At 66.3% G+C, this 14,078-nt stretch carries 13 protein-coding genes; 8 read left to right on the top strand and 5 right to left on the bottom strand.

What is annotated here, in order from left to right; translation table 11 throughout:
* Nucleotides 1–5: 5 nt before the first annotated feature.
* The 3 genes from B8115_RS01145 to B8115_RS01135 are packed head-to-tail and all read right to left on the bottom strand — an operon-like array spanning nt 6 to nt 4,097.
* Complete coding sequence (locus B8115_RS01145) at nt 6–1,448, bottom strand: sigma-54 dependent transcriptional regulator (RefSeq protein ID WP_010625894.1); 1,443 nt, start codon at nt 1,446–1,448, stop codon at nt 6–8.
* On the bottom strand, nt 1,445–3,163 hold the full coding sequence (locus B8115_RS01140; RefSeq protein ID WP_010625893.1) for a transporter substrate-binding domain-containing protein: 1,719 nt from the start codon (nt 3,161–3,163) through the stop codon (nt 1,445–1,447). Before B8115_RS01140 ends, B8115_RS01145 begins: the two co-directional genes overlap by 4 nt.
* Before the next feature lie 55 nt (nt 3,164–3,218).
* Nucleotides 3,219–4,097 carry a YicC/YloC family endoribonuclease gene (locus B8115_RS01135; RefSeq protein WP_010625892.1) on the bottom strand — a complete coding sequence of 293 codons (879 nt, stop codon included), beginning with the start codon at nt 4,095–4,097 and terminating at the stop codon, nt 3,219–3,221.
* Nucleotides 4,098–4,268: 171 nt separating this feature from the next.
* On the opposite strand from B8115_RS01135, the gene rph reads away from it, so the two are divergent.
* Complete coding sequence (rph, locus tag B8115_RS01130; protein ID WP_010625891.1) at nt 4,269–5,006, top strand: ribonuclease PH; 738 nt, start codon at nt 4,269–4,271, stop codon at nt 5,004–5,006.
* A 235-nt stretch (nt 5,007–5,241) separates the two neighbouring features.
* On the opposite strand, the gene B8115_RS01125 is transcribed toward rph, so the two are convergent.
* On the bottom strand, nt 5,242–6,009 hold the full coding sequence (locus tag B8115_RS01125; protein WP_010625890.1) for an exodeoxyribonuclease III: 768 nt from the start codon (nt 6,007–6,009) through the stop codon (nt 5,242–5,244).
* 144 nt (nt 6,010–6,153) lie between these two features.
* On the opposite strand from B8115_RS01125, the gene pyrE reads away from it, so the two are divergent.
* From pyrE to rep, 4 genes are all read left to right on the top strand, one after another.
* Entirely contained in the window at nt 6,154–6,810 is a 657-nt protein-coding gene (gene pyrE, locus B8115_RS01120; protein WP_010625889.1) for an orotate phosphoribosyltransferase, read from the top strand.
* Between the two features lie 42 nt (nt 6,811–6,852).
* Nucleotides 6,853–7,419: a YfaZ family outer membrane protein gene (locus tag B8115_RS01115; RefSeq protein WP_010625888.1), complete on the top strand. Its 567-nt coding sequence runs from the start codon at nt 6,853–6,855 to the stop codon at nt 7,417–7,419.
* 63 nt (nt 7,420–7,482) lie between these two features.
* Nucleotides 7,483–7,977: a tRNA (uridine(34)/cytosine(34)/5-carboxymethylaminomethyluridine(34)-2'-O)-methyltransferase TrmL gene (gene trmL, locus B8115_RS01110; RefSeq protein WP_010625887.1), complete on the top strand. Its 495-nt coding sequence runs from the start codon at nt 7,483–7,485 to the stop codon at nt 7,975–7,977.
* A complete protein-coding gene (rep, locus tag B8115_RS01105) occupies nt 7,974–10,037 on the top strand; it encodes a DNA helicase Rep (RefSeq protein WP_010625886.1) in 2,064 nt (687 codons plus the stop codon). Before trmL ends, rep begins: the two co-directional genes overlap by 4 nt.
* Before the next feature lie 180 nt (nt 10,038–10,217).
* On the opposite strand, the gene B8115_RS01100 is transcribed toward rep, so the two are convergent.
* Entirely contained in the window at nt 10,218–11,105 is an 888-nt protein-coding gene (locus B8115_RS01100) for a cytochrome c5 family protein (RefSeq protein ID WP_010625885.1), read from the bottom strand.
* 236 nt (nt 11,106–11,341) lie between these two features.
* Here B8115_RS01100 and lhgO point away from each other — a divergent pair, with 236 nt between their 5' ends.
* From lhgO to B8115_RS01085, 3 genes are all read left to right on the top strand, one after another.
* Entirely contained in the window at nt 11,342–12,541 is a 1,200-nt protein-coding gene (gene lhgO / locus B8115_RS01095) for an L-2-hydroxyglutarate oxidase (protein WP_010625884.1), read from the top strand.
* A gap of 59 nt (nt 12,542–12,600) precedes the next feature.
* The gene (locus B8115_RS01090; protein WP_010625883.1) at nt 12,601–13,428 is read left to right on the top strand and encodes a hypothetical protein; all 828 of its coding nucleotides are present in this window, start codon (nt 12,601–12,603) and stop codon (nt 13,426–13,428) included.
* A partial coding sequence (locus tag B8115_RS01085) for a hypothetical protein (RefSeq protein WP_010625882.1) occupies nt 13,425–14,078 on the top strand: 654 nt, incomplete at its 3' end. The genes B8115_RS01090 and B8115_RS01085, both read left to right, overlap by 4 nt.

Below are 14,078 nucleotides of genomic sequence, written 5' to 3'. Positions count from 1 at the left end.
TCAAGTTATGACCCTTCCGTGCGGCGCTTCTTCAGCCGCTTGCTCAAGGCGGGCTGCGAGATGCCCAGCCAGCGCGAGGCGATCGACTGATTGCCTTCGGCGCGGCGCAGTGCTTCCTCCACCAGCGCCTCGGCGATTGCTTCCAAGGTGGGCAGCGGCTCGTCGGCAGCGAAGACGGGCCCTGTGCTGGGCTGGGGTGCGGGAAACACCGCTCCCGGCTGACCGATGGCACGCTTGAACGACTCCATGGAGAGCGTGTGGCTGCGGTGCAGGCTCATGGCGTCGTAGACCATGGCGCGCAGCTCGCGCACGTTGCCGGGAAAGGCGTACTCGCCGAGCAGGATTTCCAGCTCGGGGGGATGGCTCGGCTTGCGCTTGCCGAGCTCCTCGGCCGCTTCAGTCAGGAAGTGGTCCAGCAGCAGGGGGATATCCTGTTTGCGCTGGCGCAGCGGTGGAATGTGCACCTGATGCGTGCGCAGACGGTAGTAGAGATCCTTGCGGAAGGTACCGGTGCGCTGCTTCTCGGCCAGGTCGTGGTGGGTCGCCACCAGCACCCGGGCCTGCAGGCGCTTGGGCCGGTCGCTGCCCAGCGGGTAGTACTCGCCCTCCTGGAGCAGGCGCAGCAGCTTCACCTGAGAGGCCAGGCTGAGGTCGCCGATCTCGTCGAGGAACAGGGTGCCGCCCGCGGCCTGCTCGATCATGCCGGCCCGCGGCTGATCGGCGCCGGTGAAGGCCCCGCGCTGGTGGCCGAACAGCGTATCGGCGAAGACGTTGTCGTCGAGACCGGCCACGTTGACGCACACCAGCGGCCCGCTGCAGCCGCTCAGGGTATGGGCGGCCCGGGCGATCAGCTCCTTGCCCACACCGCTCTCGCCGGTGATCAGGATGGGCTGGCGGGTCAGCGCCACCGACTCCAGATACTGGAAGACCGCGCGCATCGCCTTGTCGGTGGTGACGATATGGGCGAAGGCCTCGGGCTGTTCCAGGGTGTCGCAGAGCACGCGCTGGCGCAGCGCCTGGTTCTCCTGGCTCAGCTCCTGCAGGCGAATGGCGCGGCGAATGCCTTCGATGAGCCGGCTCTCCTCGTCGGTCTTGACGAAGTAGTCGAAGGCGCCGAGCTTGATGCAGTTGACCGCGGTTTCCACCTGATTGAGGCCGCTGATGACGATCACGCCGATATCGGGATACTCCTCGACGATGCGCGCCAGCAGCTCCTCGCCCGACAGGTGGGGCATGGTCAGGTCCAGGGTCACCAGGCCGATGTTCTCCCGGGCCAGGATGTCCATCACCTCGCGGCTGTCCTGGCAGCGGTGAATGTGGTTGATGCCCCCGCTGCGCTCCAGGGCGATGCTCAGGCTGCGCAGGAAGGAGGGCTCGTCGTCGACCAGCAGCACGCCGAATGCGGGGTAGAGGGGCGTGGTCGGGTTTGTGGTCAGGGGCGTGCTCATGATGCGTCTGTCTCCTGCTCACGGTTCGGGGGCGTGCCGGTCGAGGTCGGCAGCGACAGCACTGCCCGGGTACCGCGGCCGGGCCGGGAGTCGAAGGTCAGGCTGCCCTGGTGCTCGCTGACGATACTGGCGGAGACGGAGAGGCCCAGCCCGGTGCCGCCGCACTCGCGGCGGGTGGTGAAGAAGGGGTCCGTCAGGCGGTGCATGTCCTCGGGGGCGATACCGCATCCCTCGTCGCACACCTCCACCAGCACCCGGCCCTCGCTGCGCTCGTGACGCGTCGTCAGACGGATGCCCTGGGCAGGGTTCTCCAGCGCTTGGCAGGCGTTCAGCACCAGATTGATCACTACCTGCTCGATGCGCTGGGCGTTGCCGACCAGCGGCGGCAGGTCGTCGCCATAGTGGGCCTCGAAGCGCCCGGTCGCCTTGCGGATCGAATTGTCCACCAGGCGCACGGCGGTGGCCACCACCTCGTTGAGATCGAGGACCTCGCCCCGGGCGTCACCGCCCTGGCGGGCGAAATCCTTGAGGTCGCCGACGATACGCTTGATGCGGCGGGTACCCTCCTGCATGTCGTCGATCATGCCGGGGATCTCCTCGCGCATGCGCGAATAGGGCAGTCCGCCGAACGGGAAGTCGCCGTGGCTGCGATAGTGCGCTTCGAGGATCGGTTCGGCGTCGGCCCAGGCGTCGCGCAGCACCGGCAGGTTCAGCAGCAGCAGACTGCTGGGGTTGTTGATCTCGTGGGCCACCCCCGAGACCAGCACGCCGAGCGACGCCATCTTGTCGGCCTGGATCAGCTGCTGCTGGTGCAGCCGCAGCTCCTCGGTGCGCGCCGCCACCTCGAGCTTGAGCATGCGGTTCCAGATCACGATGACGCCCAGGATCAGCAGCAGCAGCGCCGAGAGCGCCGCGCCGACCTGGCCGACCCGGTGCCAGGGGAAGCCCTCGCCACCCTCCAGTGGCCCCAGCCAGCGGTCGTAAATGGCCTGGTGGCGGCCGGTGTTCTTGAGAATCGCCAGCCCCTCGCTGAACTTGGCCAGCAGGTTGGCGTCGCCCTGGCGCACCGCGTAGCCGTAGCGCAGCGAGAAGGGCCTCGCTACCGGTACCAGGTTGGTCAGGCCCAGCTCGCGGCTGAGGTAGAGCGCCGGCAGATTGGCCACCAGCGCGTAGTCGTGCTGGCCGGCGGCCAGCGCCCGCAGCGCATCGGCGTGGGTATCCACGGGGATCACCACGGCGCCGATGTCATGTTCGATCAGGTAGTCGTGCATGATGTCGCCGCGCTGGACCAGCACCTCCTTGCCGCGCAGCTCCTCGACCTCGACCACCGGGTCGCCGCGGCGGGCGAAGATCGACTGATGGACGATGGCATGGGGCGGGGCGAAATCGAACTGCTCGGTGCGCGCCTCGGAGAACGACATGCCCTGGAGGATGTCGATCTCCCCCTGCTCCAGCCCCCGGCGCACCTCGCTCCACGGCTTGAGCTTGATGCGCACCTCGATGCCCATCACCTCGGCGATGGCCTGGGTCAGCTCCACGTTGTAGCCGGCCGGCTCGCCGTCATCGTCGAGAAATTCGTAGGGCGGATGATAGTGATCGCCACCGACGACGATGACGTCTCTGACCCCCTCGGGCCCCTCGACCGTCGTCTGTCCCCAGGCCGGCAGGGGTACCACGAGGCAGACGGCCAGGGCCAGCAGTCGTCTCCACCCCATGACGCGGGATGGATGCTTTCGACAGGACACTGCCCGATTCGCCTTCATTGCTGCACTACTCGATATTCTGGATCTGCTCGCGCATCTGCTCGATCAGCACCTTGAGCTCCACCGCGCAGCGGGTGGTGCTGGCCACCGCCGACTTGGAGGAGAGAGTGTTGGCCTCGCGGTTGAGCTCCTGCATCAGGAAGTCGAGGCGGCGCCCCTTGGGGCCCTTCTGGCCGAGCTGACGCTCCACCTCGCTGACGTGGGCCTCGAGGCGGTCGAGCTCCTCGTCCACGTCGGCCTTCTGGGCCAGCAGCACCAGCTCGGCTTCCAGGCGCTGGGGGTCGAGTTCCGCCTTGACCGTTTCCAGGCGCTCCAGCAGCTGGGCGCGCTGACGCTCGAGGATGGTCGGCATCAGGCGGCGCACTTCGGCGACCTGCTCGCGTACGCCGCTCAGGCGTTCACGAATCATCACGGCGAGCTTGTCGCCCTCGCGGGCGCGGGCCTCGATCAGCTCGTCGAGGGCAGCTTCGAACAGCGCCGTGGCTTCCGCCTTCACCAGATCCAGGTCGATGCCCTGTGAGTCGAGCACGCCGGGGTGCTCCAGCAGCGAGAGGGCGTCGGGCATGGCGACCTGGGGCAGCGCTTCGCGAATTTCGCCCAGCGCCGCGGCCAGGGCCACCAGTCGAGGGTGATTGACCGCCAGGGTCTCACTGATGTCGGTGGGTTCGAAGCGCAGGTGACACTCCACCTTGCCGCGGGCCAGGCGCGTACGCAGCGCCTCGCGGAAGGCGGGCTCCAGATCGCGCAGGGCCTCGGGCAGCCGGAAGAAGGGTTCAAGGTAGCGCTGATTCACCGAGCGCAGCTCCAACTGCAGGCTGCCCCAGTCGTCCTCACGGCTCTGGCGGGCAAAGGCGGTCATGCTGTGAACCTTGCTTTGGTCAACCATGGGAACTCCTTGTTCGGTCGGCGGCACTTCAGGCAGCGGACGGGATGTGAGACGAGGAGTTTAACCGATTACCTGCCCCGACCGTGTAGAATGGCCAGCCATTCGACACCGATGCCCAGGGCGTCCCGCCCGGCCCGGCGTCACTCAGTTCGTATCGATTCGAGAGGTAACATGGCTTCCGACCTGAAACGCCCCAGCGGACGGCGCCCCGACCAGCCCCGCGAGATTCGCCTGACCCGCGATTTCACCCGTCATGCCGAGGGTTCGGTGCTGGTGGAGTTCGGCGACACCAAGGTGCTGTGCAACGCCAGCGTCGAGGCCGGCGTGCCGCGCTGGCTGCGTGGCAAGGGGCAGGGTTGGGTCACCGCCGAGTACGGCATGCTGCCGCGCGCTACCCACACCCGCGGCGGCCGTGAGGCGGCCCGCGGCAAGCAGGGCGGGCGCACGCTGGAGATCCAGCGCCTGATCGGCCGTTCGCTGCGGGCGTCGGTCAATCTCAAGAAGCTGGGCGAATTCACCATCACCGTGGATTGCGACGTGATCCAGGCCGATGGCGGCACCCGAACCGCCTCGATCACCGGCGGCTGCGTGGCGCTGGTGGATGCCATCCGCTATTTGCAGCGCAAGAAGCTGATCAAGGGTGACCCCTTCGTGCAGCTGGTCAGCTCGGTCTCGGTGGGATTGTTCAAGGGTGTGCCGGTGGTGGATCTTGACTACCCCGAGGACAGCGGCGCCGACACCGACATGAACGTGGTGATGGCCGAGTCGGGCGGGTTGATCGAGGTGCAGGGTACCGCCGAGGCGGGGGTGTTCTCCCGCGAGCAGCTCAACGCCATGCTGGAGCTGGCCGAAAACGCCGGCGCCCAGCTCTTCGAGCACCAGCGCGAGGCCCTGGGCATTCGTCGCTGAGACTACCTGCCCGGCACGGATGAGATGAGCGCCGGGGGCAAGGCGGAGCGAGGGTCTTTTGCCATGGATGGCAAAAGTAGCGCCCAGGGACGGGTTCACAGCGCCCTCGCGAAGCCTTGGCGCCGGGAAAGCTCATCTCTCTACCGAGCGACGATATAGCTTCAAACGCATAGCGCCGGCCTCAGAGCCGGCGCTATGCGTTCCGGGAAAACCCGGCTGCGACGAAGGGGCGTACTTACAGTGTCAGGTCGTACTCGACGAACAGCGGGGCGTACTCGCTGAAGGTGGCGTCGTAGTCGATCCAGGCGTCGACCACGTGGCGGCGCAGGTTGGGTCCGACGATCTGATAGTCGATCCGCCAGCCTTCCTGGCGTGAGCGCGGCACATCCTGGTCGAGCTTGGGCCAGTAGGTGTACTCACCGGCGTCGCGGTTGATCTCGCGGAAGGTGTCGATGAAGCCGGTGGGGCCGAATACCTGGTCCATCCAGGCCCGCTCTTCGGGCTTGAAGCCCGGTGTGGTCTGGTTGTCGGCCCAGTTCTCCAAGTCGATGGTCTTGTGGGCAATGTGCCAGGTGCCGCAGATGATGTACTCGCGACGCTTGCGTGCCATCTTGTTCAGGTATTCCTGATACTGGGCCATGAAGGCCTGCTTGGCGGCGTAGTCGCTGCCGTCGGGCATCAGGAAGCTGGCGATGCTGAAACGGTCGTAATCGGCCTGCAGGAAGCGCGCCTCGTGGTCGCACTGGGGGAAGCCGAGGCCGTACATGATCGCCTTGGGTATCTTGCGGCAATAGATTCCCACGCCGGAGAAGCCGTCCTCTTCGGCGTCGAGGAAGTAGCCTTCGTAGCCTTCCGGGTACAGAATGCTGTCGTCGAGTTCGAAACTCTTGGCCTTGAGGTTCTGCACGCAGATGACGTCGGCGTCCTGCTCGGCCAGCCAGTCGAGGAAGCCCCGTCCGACCGCTTCGCGGATTCCGTTGACATTGATGGTGGCAATTTTCATACATGGTCCCTTTGACGTCGCGCGTGTATGATACCCGACGTTTCGACGTTTGGGTAAATGGCCCGCATGGATATTCGTGGTAGGACAGGATATTCGATTTCCATGAGGCCTATGAATAGCAGGGGGAGTGAGGTGTCGGCCAGCATGCAAGCCTATCAGCGGGAGTTCATCGAGTTCGCGATCGAGCAGGGCGTGCTGAAGTTCGGCGAGTTCACCCTCAAGTCGGGCCGCGTCAGCCCCTATTTCTTCAATGCCGGGCTGTTTCGCACCGGCAGCGCCCTGGCGCAGCTGGGCCGCTTCTATGCCAATGCCATCGAGACCAGCGGGCTCTCGTTCGACGTGCTGTTCGGCCCAGCCTACAAGGGCATTCCGCTGGCAGCCACCACGGCGGTGGCGCTGGCCGATCATCACGACCGCGATCTGCCCTTCGCCTTCAACCGCAAGGAGGCGAAGAGTCACGGCGAGGGTGGCAACATCGTCGGTGCGGCGCTTGCCGGACGCATCCTGATCATCGATGACGTGATCACCGCAGGCACTGCCATTCGCGAAGTGATGACGCTGATTGAGGCCGCCGGCGCCGAGGCGGCAGGGGTGGTGATCGCGCTGGATCGTCAGGAGCGCGGCGAGGGCAGCCAGAGCGCGATCCAGGAAGTCGAGTCGCGCTACGGCATGCCGGTGGTCAGCATCGTCACGCTGGATATGGTGCTGAGCTACCTCGAGCAACAGTCGAACCAAGAATTACAGGGACATGCGGCCGCCATACGCGACTATCGTGCGCGCTACGGTGTCGCCGCCGAGTGAATTGTGTAGCGCGATTCAAGCGCATCTTATGAGGAGTCGTCGATGAAAACGCTTGGACACTTCGCCAAGGCCGCGCTGGCCACCGGCTTTTTCTTCGCTGCCACCGGCGCCCACGCGGCGGGCAGTCTCGATCTCAACCTCGGACCCGATGCCGTGCAGTTCGAGGCGGCCGGCGAGATCGCCCATGGCGTGATGCTGGGCGGTGGCGTCCTGCACAGCGATTATCGCGAAGATGCCACCATCTACCACGCTCAGCTGCTCGGCGCACAGCGTACCCGCGAGCGCGACGTGGGCATCGGCGCCCGCTGGACCCAGTACGACACCGACTACGGCAACGGCGGCGGTCTCGGTCTGGGCGGCTATGGCTACGTCTACCTGCCCCAGGCGCCGGCCGTCTCCGTGGGCGGCTACGGCTTCTATACCCCCAGCGTGGTGACCAGCGGCGACCTGGACGACGGCTACGAGTTCGGCGTGCGCGCCCGCTACGCCTTCACGCCCAACGTCGACGGCTACGTCGGCCTGCGTCAGGCGGCGGCCGACTTCGACAACCGTCATGGCAACCGCACCCTGGACCGTGGCGCCCAGGTCGGCGTTCGCCTGAGCTTCTGATCGCTCGTTCACCGAGCCAGCGGGCCCCTGCGGGGGCCCGCATGCGTTCCAGCAGGCCACCCCATGCTCGATGTCGTGCTGTTCGAACCCGAGATCCCGCCCAACACCGGCAACCTGATCCGGCTGTGCGCCAACAGCGGCTTTCGCCTGCACCTGATCGAGCCGCTGGGCTTCGTGCTCGACGACAAGCGCCTGCGCCGCGCCGGGCTCGACTACCATGAGTGGGCCGCCATGCGCGTGCACCGCGACTGGCCGGCCTGCGTCGCAGCGCTGCAACCCGAGCGGGTGTTTGCCGTCTCGACCCGCGGCCGCACCGGCTACCACGAACCCAGCTACCGCCCCGGCGACGTGCTGCTGTTCGGCCCCGAGACCCGTGGGCTGCCCCAGGCCATGCTCGACGCCCTGCCGCCGGAACAGCGCCTGCGCATCCCCATGCTGCCCGACAGCCGCAGCCTCAACCTCTCCAACGCCTGCGCCATCCTGGTGTTCGAGGCCTGGCGTCAGCTGGGCTTCGCCGGTGCGGTGGATCTCGATATGCCTAGCGAGGCACGCCCATGAGCATTCAGCAGCGCCTGGCCAAGCTCAACCCGCGTCAGCAGGAGGCGGTGCGCTACATCGACGGCCCCTGCCTGGTGCTGGCCGGTGCCGGCTCGGGCAAGACCAGCGTGATCACCACCAAGATCGCCTACCTGGTGCAGGAGTGCGGCATGAGCGCCCGGCGCATCGCCGCGGTGACCTTCACCAACAAGGCGGCCCGCGAGATGAAGGAGCGGGTGGGGCAGATGCTCAAGGGCAAGGAGGGTCACGGGCTCACCGTCTCGACCTTCCACACCTTGGGGCTCAACATCATTCGCGGTGAACTCAAGGCGCTGGGCTACAAGCCGGGCTTCTCGCTGTTCGACCCCGAGGACGCCAAGGCGCTGCTGCGCGACCTGATGAACAAGGATGCCCAGGTCGACGCCGAGCAGATCAACGCCGTGCAGCATCAGATCTCGGAGTGGAAGAACGACCTGGTGCTGCCGGGTCAGGCGCTGTCCCACGCCGTGGATGAGGATGCACAGTACGCCGCGCGGGTCTACGAGGCCTACGTGCGCCACCTCAAGGCCTACAACGCGGTGGACTTCGACGACCTGATCCTGCTGCCGGTGGTGCTGCTCAAGGACAACCCCGAGGTGCTGGCGCGCTGGCGGCGCAAGATCCACTACATGCTGGTGGACGAGTACCAGGACACCAACGTCTCGCAGTACCTGCTGGTCAAGCTGCTGATGGAGGAGCGCAAGACCTTCACCGTGGTGGGCGACGACGACCAGTCGATCTATGCCTGGCGCGGCGCGCGGCCCGAGAACCTGGTGACCCTGGGCGAGGACTTCCCGCGGCTCAACGTGATCAAGCTGGAGCAGAACTATCGCTCCACCGGCACCATCCTGCGCGCGGCCAACACGCTGATCGCCAACAATCCCCACGTCTACGAGAAAACGCTGTGGTCGGAGATGGGCCAGGGCGCGCCGATCCGCGTGGTGGTCAATCGCCACGAGGAAGCCGAGGCCGAGCGTGTGGCGAGCGAGATCCTCACCCGGCGCATCAAGGAGCGCGCCGAGTGGCGCGACTTCGCGGTGCTCTATCGCGGCAACTTCCAGGCCCGCCTGCTCGAACTGAAGCTGCAGCACTACCAGATTCCCTACAAGCTCTCCGGCGGTACCTCGTTCTTCTCGCGCAACGAGATCAAGGACGCCATGGCCTACCTGCGCCTGCTGATCAACCCGGCCGATGACAACGCCTTCCTGCGCATCGTCAACGTGCCGCGCCGCGAGATCGGCCCCGGCACTCTGGAGAAGCTGGCCAACTATGCCACCGAGCGCGGCGCCTCGCTGTTCGACGCCTGCCACGAGCTGGGCCTGGAGCAGCAGCTGCCGGCGCGGGCGGTGGAACGGCTCGGGCGTTTTACCCACTTCATCGACGGTGTGCGCCGGCGCATGGACGAGGGCGACGCCCTGGCCGCCATTCGCGGCATGCTGCACGAGATGGACTACGAGGCGTGGCTCTACCAGAACGCCAGCGCGCCGACCATCGCCGAAAAGCGCATGGCCAACGTCTGGACGCTGATCGACCAGTTGGAGAAGTCGATGAAGAGCGACCCCGAAGAGCGTGCGGAGCAGGCCGGGGCGGAAGACGACGCCGAGACCGACGACGTGGAAGCGGCCATCTCACGCCTGGTGCTGCGCGACATCCTCGAGCAGCAGGCCGAGGAGGACGACACCGACCGGGTGCAGCTGTTGACCATGCACGCCTCCAAGGGGCTCGAGTTTCCCCACGTCTACCTGATGGGACTGGAGGAGGAGCTCTTGCCCCATCGTAATGCCATCGAGGCCGGCACGGTGGAGGAAGAGCGGCGCCTGGCCTATGTGGGCATCACCCGGGCGCGCCAGACCCTAACCCTGACCCTGGCGCGGCAGCGCAAGGCCTTCGGCGAGATGATGGACTGCGTGCCGAGCCGTTTTCTCGATGAACTGCCGGCGGACGACCTGGAGTGGGAGGGGCGGCCGGACCGCGAGGACCCGGACAAGAAACAGGCGCGGGGGCAGGATGCCATCGCCGGGTTGCGCTCATTGTTGGGCTGAGGGCTCTCCACTGAGCTGAGGGCTTTCCACTGCGCTGAGGGCTTTCCACTGAGCTGAGGGCTTTCCACTGAGCTGAGGGCTTTCCACTGAGCTGAGGGCTCTTCACAAGCTGAAGGCTCCTGCCACCAATGCAAACGGGGCGCCACTGGCGCCCCGTTTGCGTTACCGCTCTTGGCTGGATCAGCGAACCGGCTCGACCAGGTAGTCGGTAGCGGCACGCACTTCGTCGTCGGAGAGGTTGGCGTGGCCACCCTTGGGCGGCATGGCGCCGATGCCGTTGATGGCATGGTCATAGATGGTGTCCATGTCCTGCTCCATGCGCTGGGCCCACTCACCCTCTTCACCACGGCGGGGGGCACCGGCGGCGCCGGTCATGTGACAGGCCATGCACGCCTGGTTGTAGATGGCTTCGCCGTCGATACCGGCCCATGCCGGCTCGTCATCACCGGCGGCTGCTTCTTCGGTAGCGGCTTCTTCCACGGCCTCGTCTTCCACCGCTTCTTCGGCTGCCACGGCGGCCGCTTCGGCTTCCTCTTCCACCGGACCCTCTTCGGTCACGGCTTCTTCGTCGGCGGCGGCATCTTCGGCAGGCGCTTCATCAGCGGCCTCTTCGCCGCCGATCTCGGGAACGTCCATCACCGGCTCGAGCAGATAGGCGGTGGAAGCCGCGACCTCCTCGTCGGAGAGGTTGGGGTTGCCACCGCGGGCCGGCATGGCGCCGATGCCGACGATGGCGTGCTCCAGCAGGGTGTCCCAGCCCTGGTCGATACGCTCGCTCCACTCACCCTCTTCGCCGCGGCGGGGAGCGCCGGCAGCGCCGGTATCGTGGCAGGCCATGCACACGCGCTGGTAGATGGCCCCGCCATCGATACCGTTGGCCGCGGCCTCGCCGTTGCCGTTGGCGGGTGCCGCGGCCGTACCGCAGTCGTCACCTACCAGGCAGAGCTGGCCGATGGGCTTGATGCGCTCGGCAATGGCATCGCGGTCCACTTCGGCGTGCACGGTCGCAGCGCCTGCAGTGAGGCCCACGGTGGCCAGACAGCCCAAGATCAGTTTGCTGGATTTCACTCTCACCACCTCTCGACGGTCCTGTAATCGTTATCTGCCCATGGCGATGTCTGTACGCAACGGCCGGGCGCCTGAATGCAATGCGCACTAGTATACCGACAACCCAAACCGCTGGAAAACGCCGTTGCCCACGCCTTTGGCATGAAGGGCTCGTGCCATTGGCTGGCAAGCCCAACGGGCCAAGGGTATCGTAATGGCCATCCTTCTGGCGATCACACTGGCGACGCGAGGCCCACGTGTACGATTTCATCATTCTGGGTGGCGGCATTCTCGGCCTTTCCACCGCGATGCAGCTGATCGAACGCTACCCCGAAAAGAAGATGCTGCTGCTGGAAAAGGAGAGCGGCCCCGCGCAGCACCAGACCGGCCACAACAGCGGTGTGATCCATGCCGGCGTCTACTACGCGCCGGGAAGCCTGAAGGCGCGCTTCTGCCTCGAGGGCAACCGCGCCACGAAGGAGTTCTGCGACCGTCACGCCATCCCCTACGAGGCCTGCGGCAAGCTGCTGGTGGCCACCAACGAGCAGGAGATGCAGCGCATGGAGGCGCTGTGGGAGCGCACCGCCGCCAACGGGCTGGAGCGCGAGTGGCTCTCTGCCGGTGAACTGAAGGAGCGCGAACCTCACATCACCGGCCAGGGCGCCATCTTCGTGCCCTCCAGCGGCATCGTCAGCTATGCCCGGGTAGCCGAGGCCATGGCCGACGAGTTCCAGCGTCACGGCGGCCAGGTCCGCTACGACCATCGGGTCACCGGTATCGCCGAACGCACCGGTGAGGTGCTTGTCAGCACCTCTCAGGGCGAGTTCAGCAGCCGCTATCTGGTGACCTGCTCCGGACTGATGGCCGATCGGGTGGTGCGCCTGCTGGGCCGCAATCCGGGCTTCACCATCTGCCCCTTCCGCGGCGAATACTATCGGCTGTCCGATCGCCACAGCGATATCGTCAAGCACCTGATCTATCCCATTCCCGATCCCAGCATGCCGTTTCTCGGCGTGCACCTGACCCGCATGATCGACGGCTCGGTGACCGTGGGGCCCAATGCGGTGCTGGCGCTCAAGCGCGAAGGCTACCGCAAGAGCGACGTCTCGCTCGCCGACATGGCACGCATGTTTACCAATCCCGGCATTCTCAAGGTGCTGGGGCGCAACCTGCGGCCGGGCCTGCACGAGATGAAGAATTCGCTGTGGCGTCGCGGTTATCTCGAAGAGGTACGCAAGTACTGCCCCAGCCTGACGCTGGACGACCTCGAACCCTGGCCCGCCGGAGTGCGGGCTCAGGCCGTCTCCCGCGATGGTCGACTGATCGACGACTTCCTGTTCGTCAATACCAAGCGCACCGTCAACGTCTGCAATGCCCCATCGCCGGCCGCCACCTCGGCGCTGCCCATCGGTCGGCACATTCTCGACAAGGTCAGCGCGATGGTGCAGACGAGCTGATCGAACCCGTGCGCTGGCCATCGTAAGGTGTTGGCTGCGCAGGCGAACGAGGCATGAACATGGCCAAGCGCCTTTCCGAACGCTGTCGGAAGGTCCTGTCACGGCAGGGTCATGTCGTGCTCGTGGCAGGCCTCATGGCCGTGTGGGCGCTGCTGGGGCCAAGGGTGGCCGCCACTCTGCTGCTGCCGGTGTGGGTGATCGCGGCGCAGCTGATCTTTTTCGGCAGCTTCGAGGCGGCACGCCTGCGTCGCCGGGCCTGGCTGGGGCAGTACCTCGTTGCCGCCTCGCCCTGGCATCGCTGGCTGCGCGGCGGCCTGCTGATGGCCCTGTGGCACCAGGGCCTCGCCATCCTGCTGGCCCTGCTTCTGCTGGTGAAACTGCGGCTCCTTCCACCGGTCTATTGGCCAGTGCTGTTGATGTCGCTGGTGGCGCTGGTGCTCATTCAGCAGCTCCTGAAGCGGCAGCTGCAGCGTCATGTCATTGGCGAGTATCTCGCCGCGCTGGTGCGACGGCTGCTGGTGTGGCCCGCCAGCGCGCTGCTGGCATTGCTGCTGGTGCTCACGGCGCTGTGGCTGCCGCAGCCTTATCTGGTGGGGCTGGGCTGGGAAGAGGCGGTGATACGCCACACCTCGACGGCGGCCGGCGACGGTCTGCTGGGCGCCTTCGAGCGCTTTGGCCAGGCGCTCGAACTGACCCAGTTCTGGGCCATGCAGAATGCCCTCGAGCGACGCGGCCTGGGCCAGGGATTGATCTTGTTCGGCTGGTTCCTGCTGCTGCTCACCCAGAGTGCCTTTGCCTGGGCCGTGGTGAGGCTGGCGGTCGGCGCCGATGCCCTGCGCGATACGCTCGGGCACTTGCGCAACGCTGAAAGGAAGGATGCACCATGACATCGATGGCCGAGCCCCTGCGACGTGTACCGGCTGCCTACTGGTGGCTGACGCTGCTGCTCGTGCTGACGTCGATGCTCGCGCTGGGCTACGGCTACCGACAGCTGCAGGAGCGCAGCGAAGCGCCGCTGTTTCGGGTCGTCGTCAACGGTGAGACGCTGATTCTGGACGGCGAGACCCATGCCGCCCTGGGCCAGGAGCTGAGCGTGCTTGCCGGCCGGCTCGACCTTCATCTGCGTGACGAGATGCAGCCGTGGCTGGATGCGCGTCTCGATACCGCCTTCGCACCGCTGGAGGCGGCCATACCCGAGTATCTCGACTGGCACTTCTCGCTGCGGGGCAGCTACCTGCGTCTGGCGGTGGCGCTGGGCGGCGATCTCGATGAGTGGCTCGAGGCACAGCTCAACGAACGGCTCCTCGAGCGCAGCAATATCGCCGCGGCGCTGGAAGAGCTGGAAGCCGATTTCGGCGCACGTCTGGTCGAAGTGCAGCAGCGAGTCGTGGGGGAGATCGGCAGCACGCTGCAGACACGCTATGCCCCCCGTCAGGCCGCGGCGCGAAACGAAGATGAACTCCCCACCATCGATCTCGATCTGGCCCTCGAGGGCACGCTCCAGGGCCGCTGGGACGAGGCGCGCTGGGGTACGGCG

Source organism: Halomonas sp. KM-1, assembly GCF_000246875.1.
Classification (GTDB): domain Bacteria; phylum Pseudomonadota; class Gammaproteobacteria; order Pseudomonadales; family Halomonadaceae; genus Halomonas; species Halomonas aerodenitrificans.
Note: the sequence above shows the minus strand (reverse complement) of the source record. Positions and strands in the feature narration are given on the sequence as shown.

Bases quoted from the DNA above. Each gene is read 5' to 3' on its own strand.
- rep (WP_010625886.1), top strand. From the start codon at position 7,974: ATGAGCATTCAGCAGCGCCTGGCCAAGCTCAACCCGCGTCAGCAGGAG.
- trmL (WP_010625887.1), top strand. From the start codon at position 7,483: ATGCTCGATGTCGTGCTGTTCGAACCCGAGATCCCGCCCAACACCGGC.
- B8115_RS01090 (WP_010625883.1), top strand. From the start codon at position 12,601: ATGGCCAAGCGCCTTTCCGAACGCTGTCGGAAGGTCCTGTCACGGCAG.
- B8115_RS01145 (WP_010625894.1), bottom strand. From the start codon at position 1,448: ATGAGCACGCCCCTGACCACAAACCCGACCACGCCCCTCTACCCCGCA.
- B8115_RS01115 (WP_010625888.1), top strand. From the start codon at position 6,853: ATGAAAACGCTTGGACACTTCGCCAAGGCCGCGCTGGCCACCGGCTTT.
- B8115_RS01135 (WP_010625892.1), bottom strand. From the start codon at position 4,097: ATGGTTGACCAAAGCAAGGTTCACAGCATGACCGCCTTTGCCCGCCAG.
- B8115_RS01140 (WP_010625893.1), bottom strand. From the start codon at position 3,163: ATGGGGTGGAGACGACTGCTGGCCCTGGCCGTCTGCCTCGTGGTACCC.
- pyrE (WP_010625889.1), top strand. From the start codon at position 6,154: ATGCAAGCCTATCAGCGGGAGTTCATCGAGTTCGCGATCGAGCAGGGC.
- rph (WP_010625891.1), top strand. From the start codon at position 4,269: ATGGCTTCCGACCTGAAACGCCCCAGCGGACGGCGCCCCGACCAGCCC.
- B8115_RS01125 (WP_010625890.1), bottom strand. From the start codon at position 6,009: ATGAAAATTGCCACCATCAATGTCAACGGAATCCGCGAAGCGGTCGGA.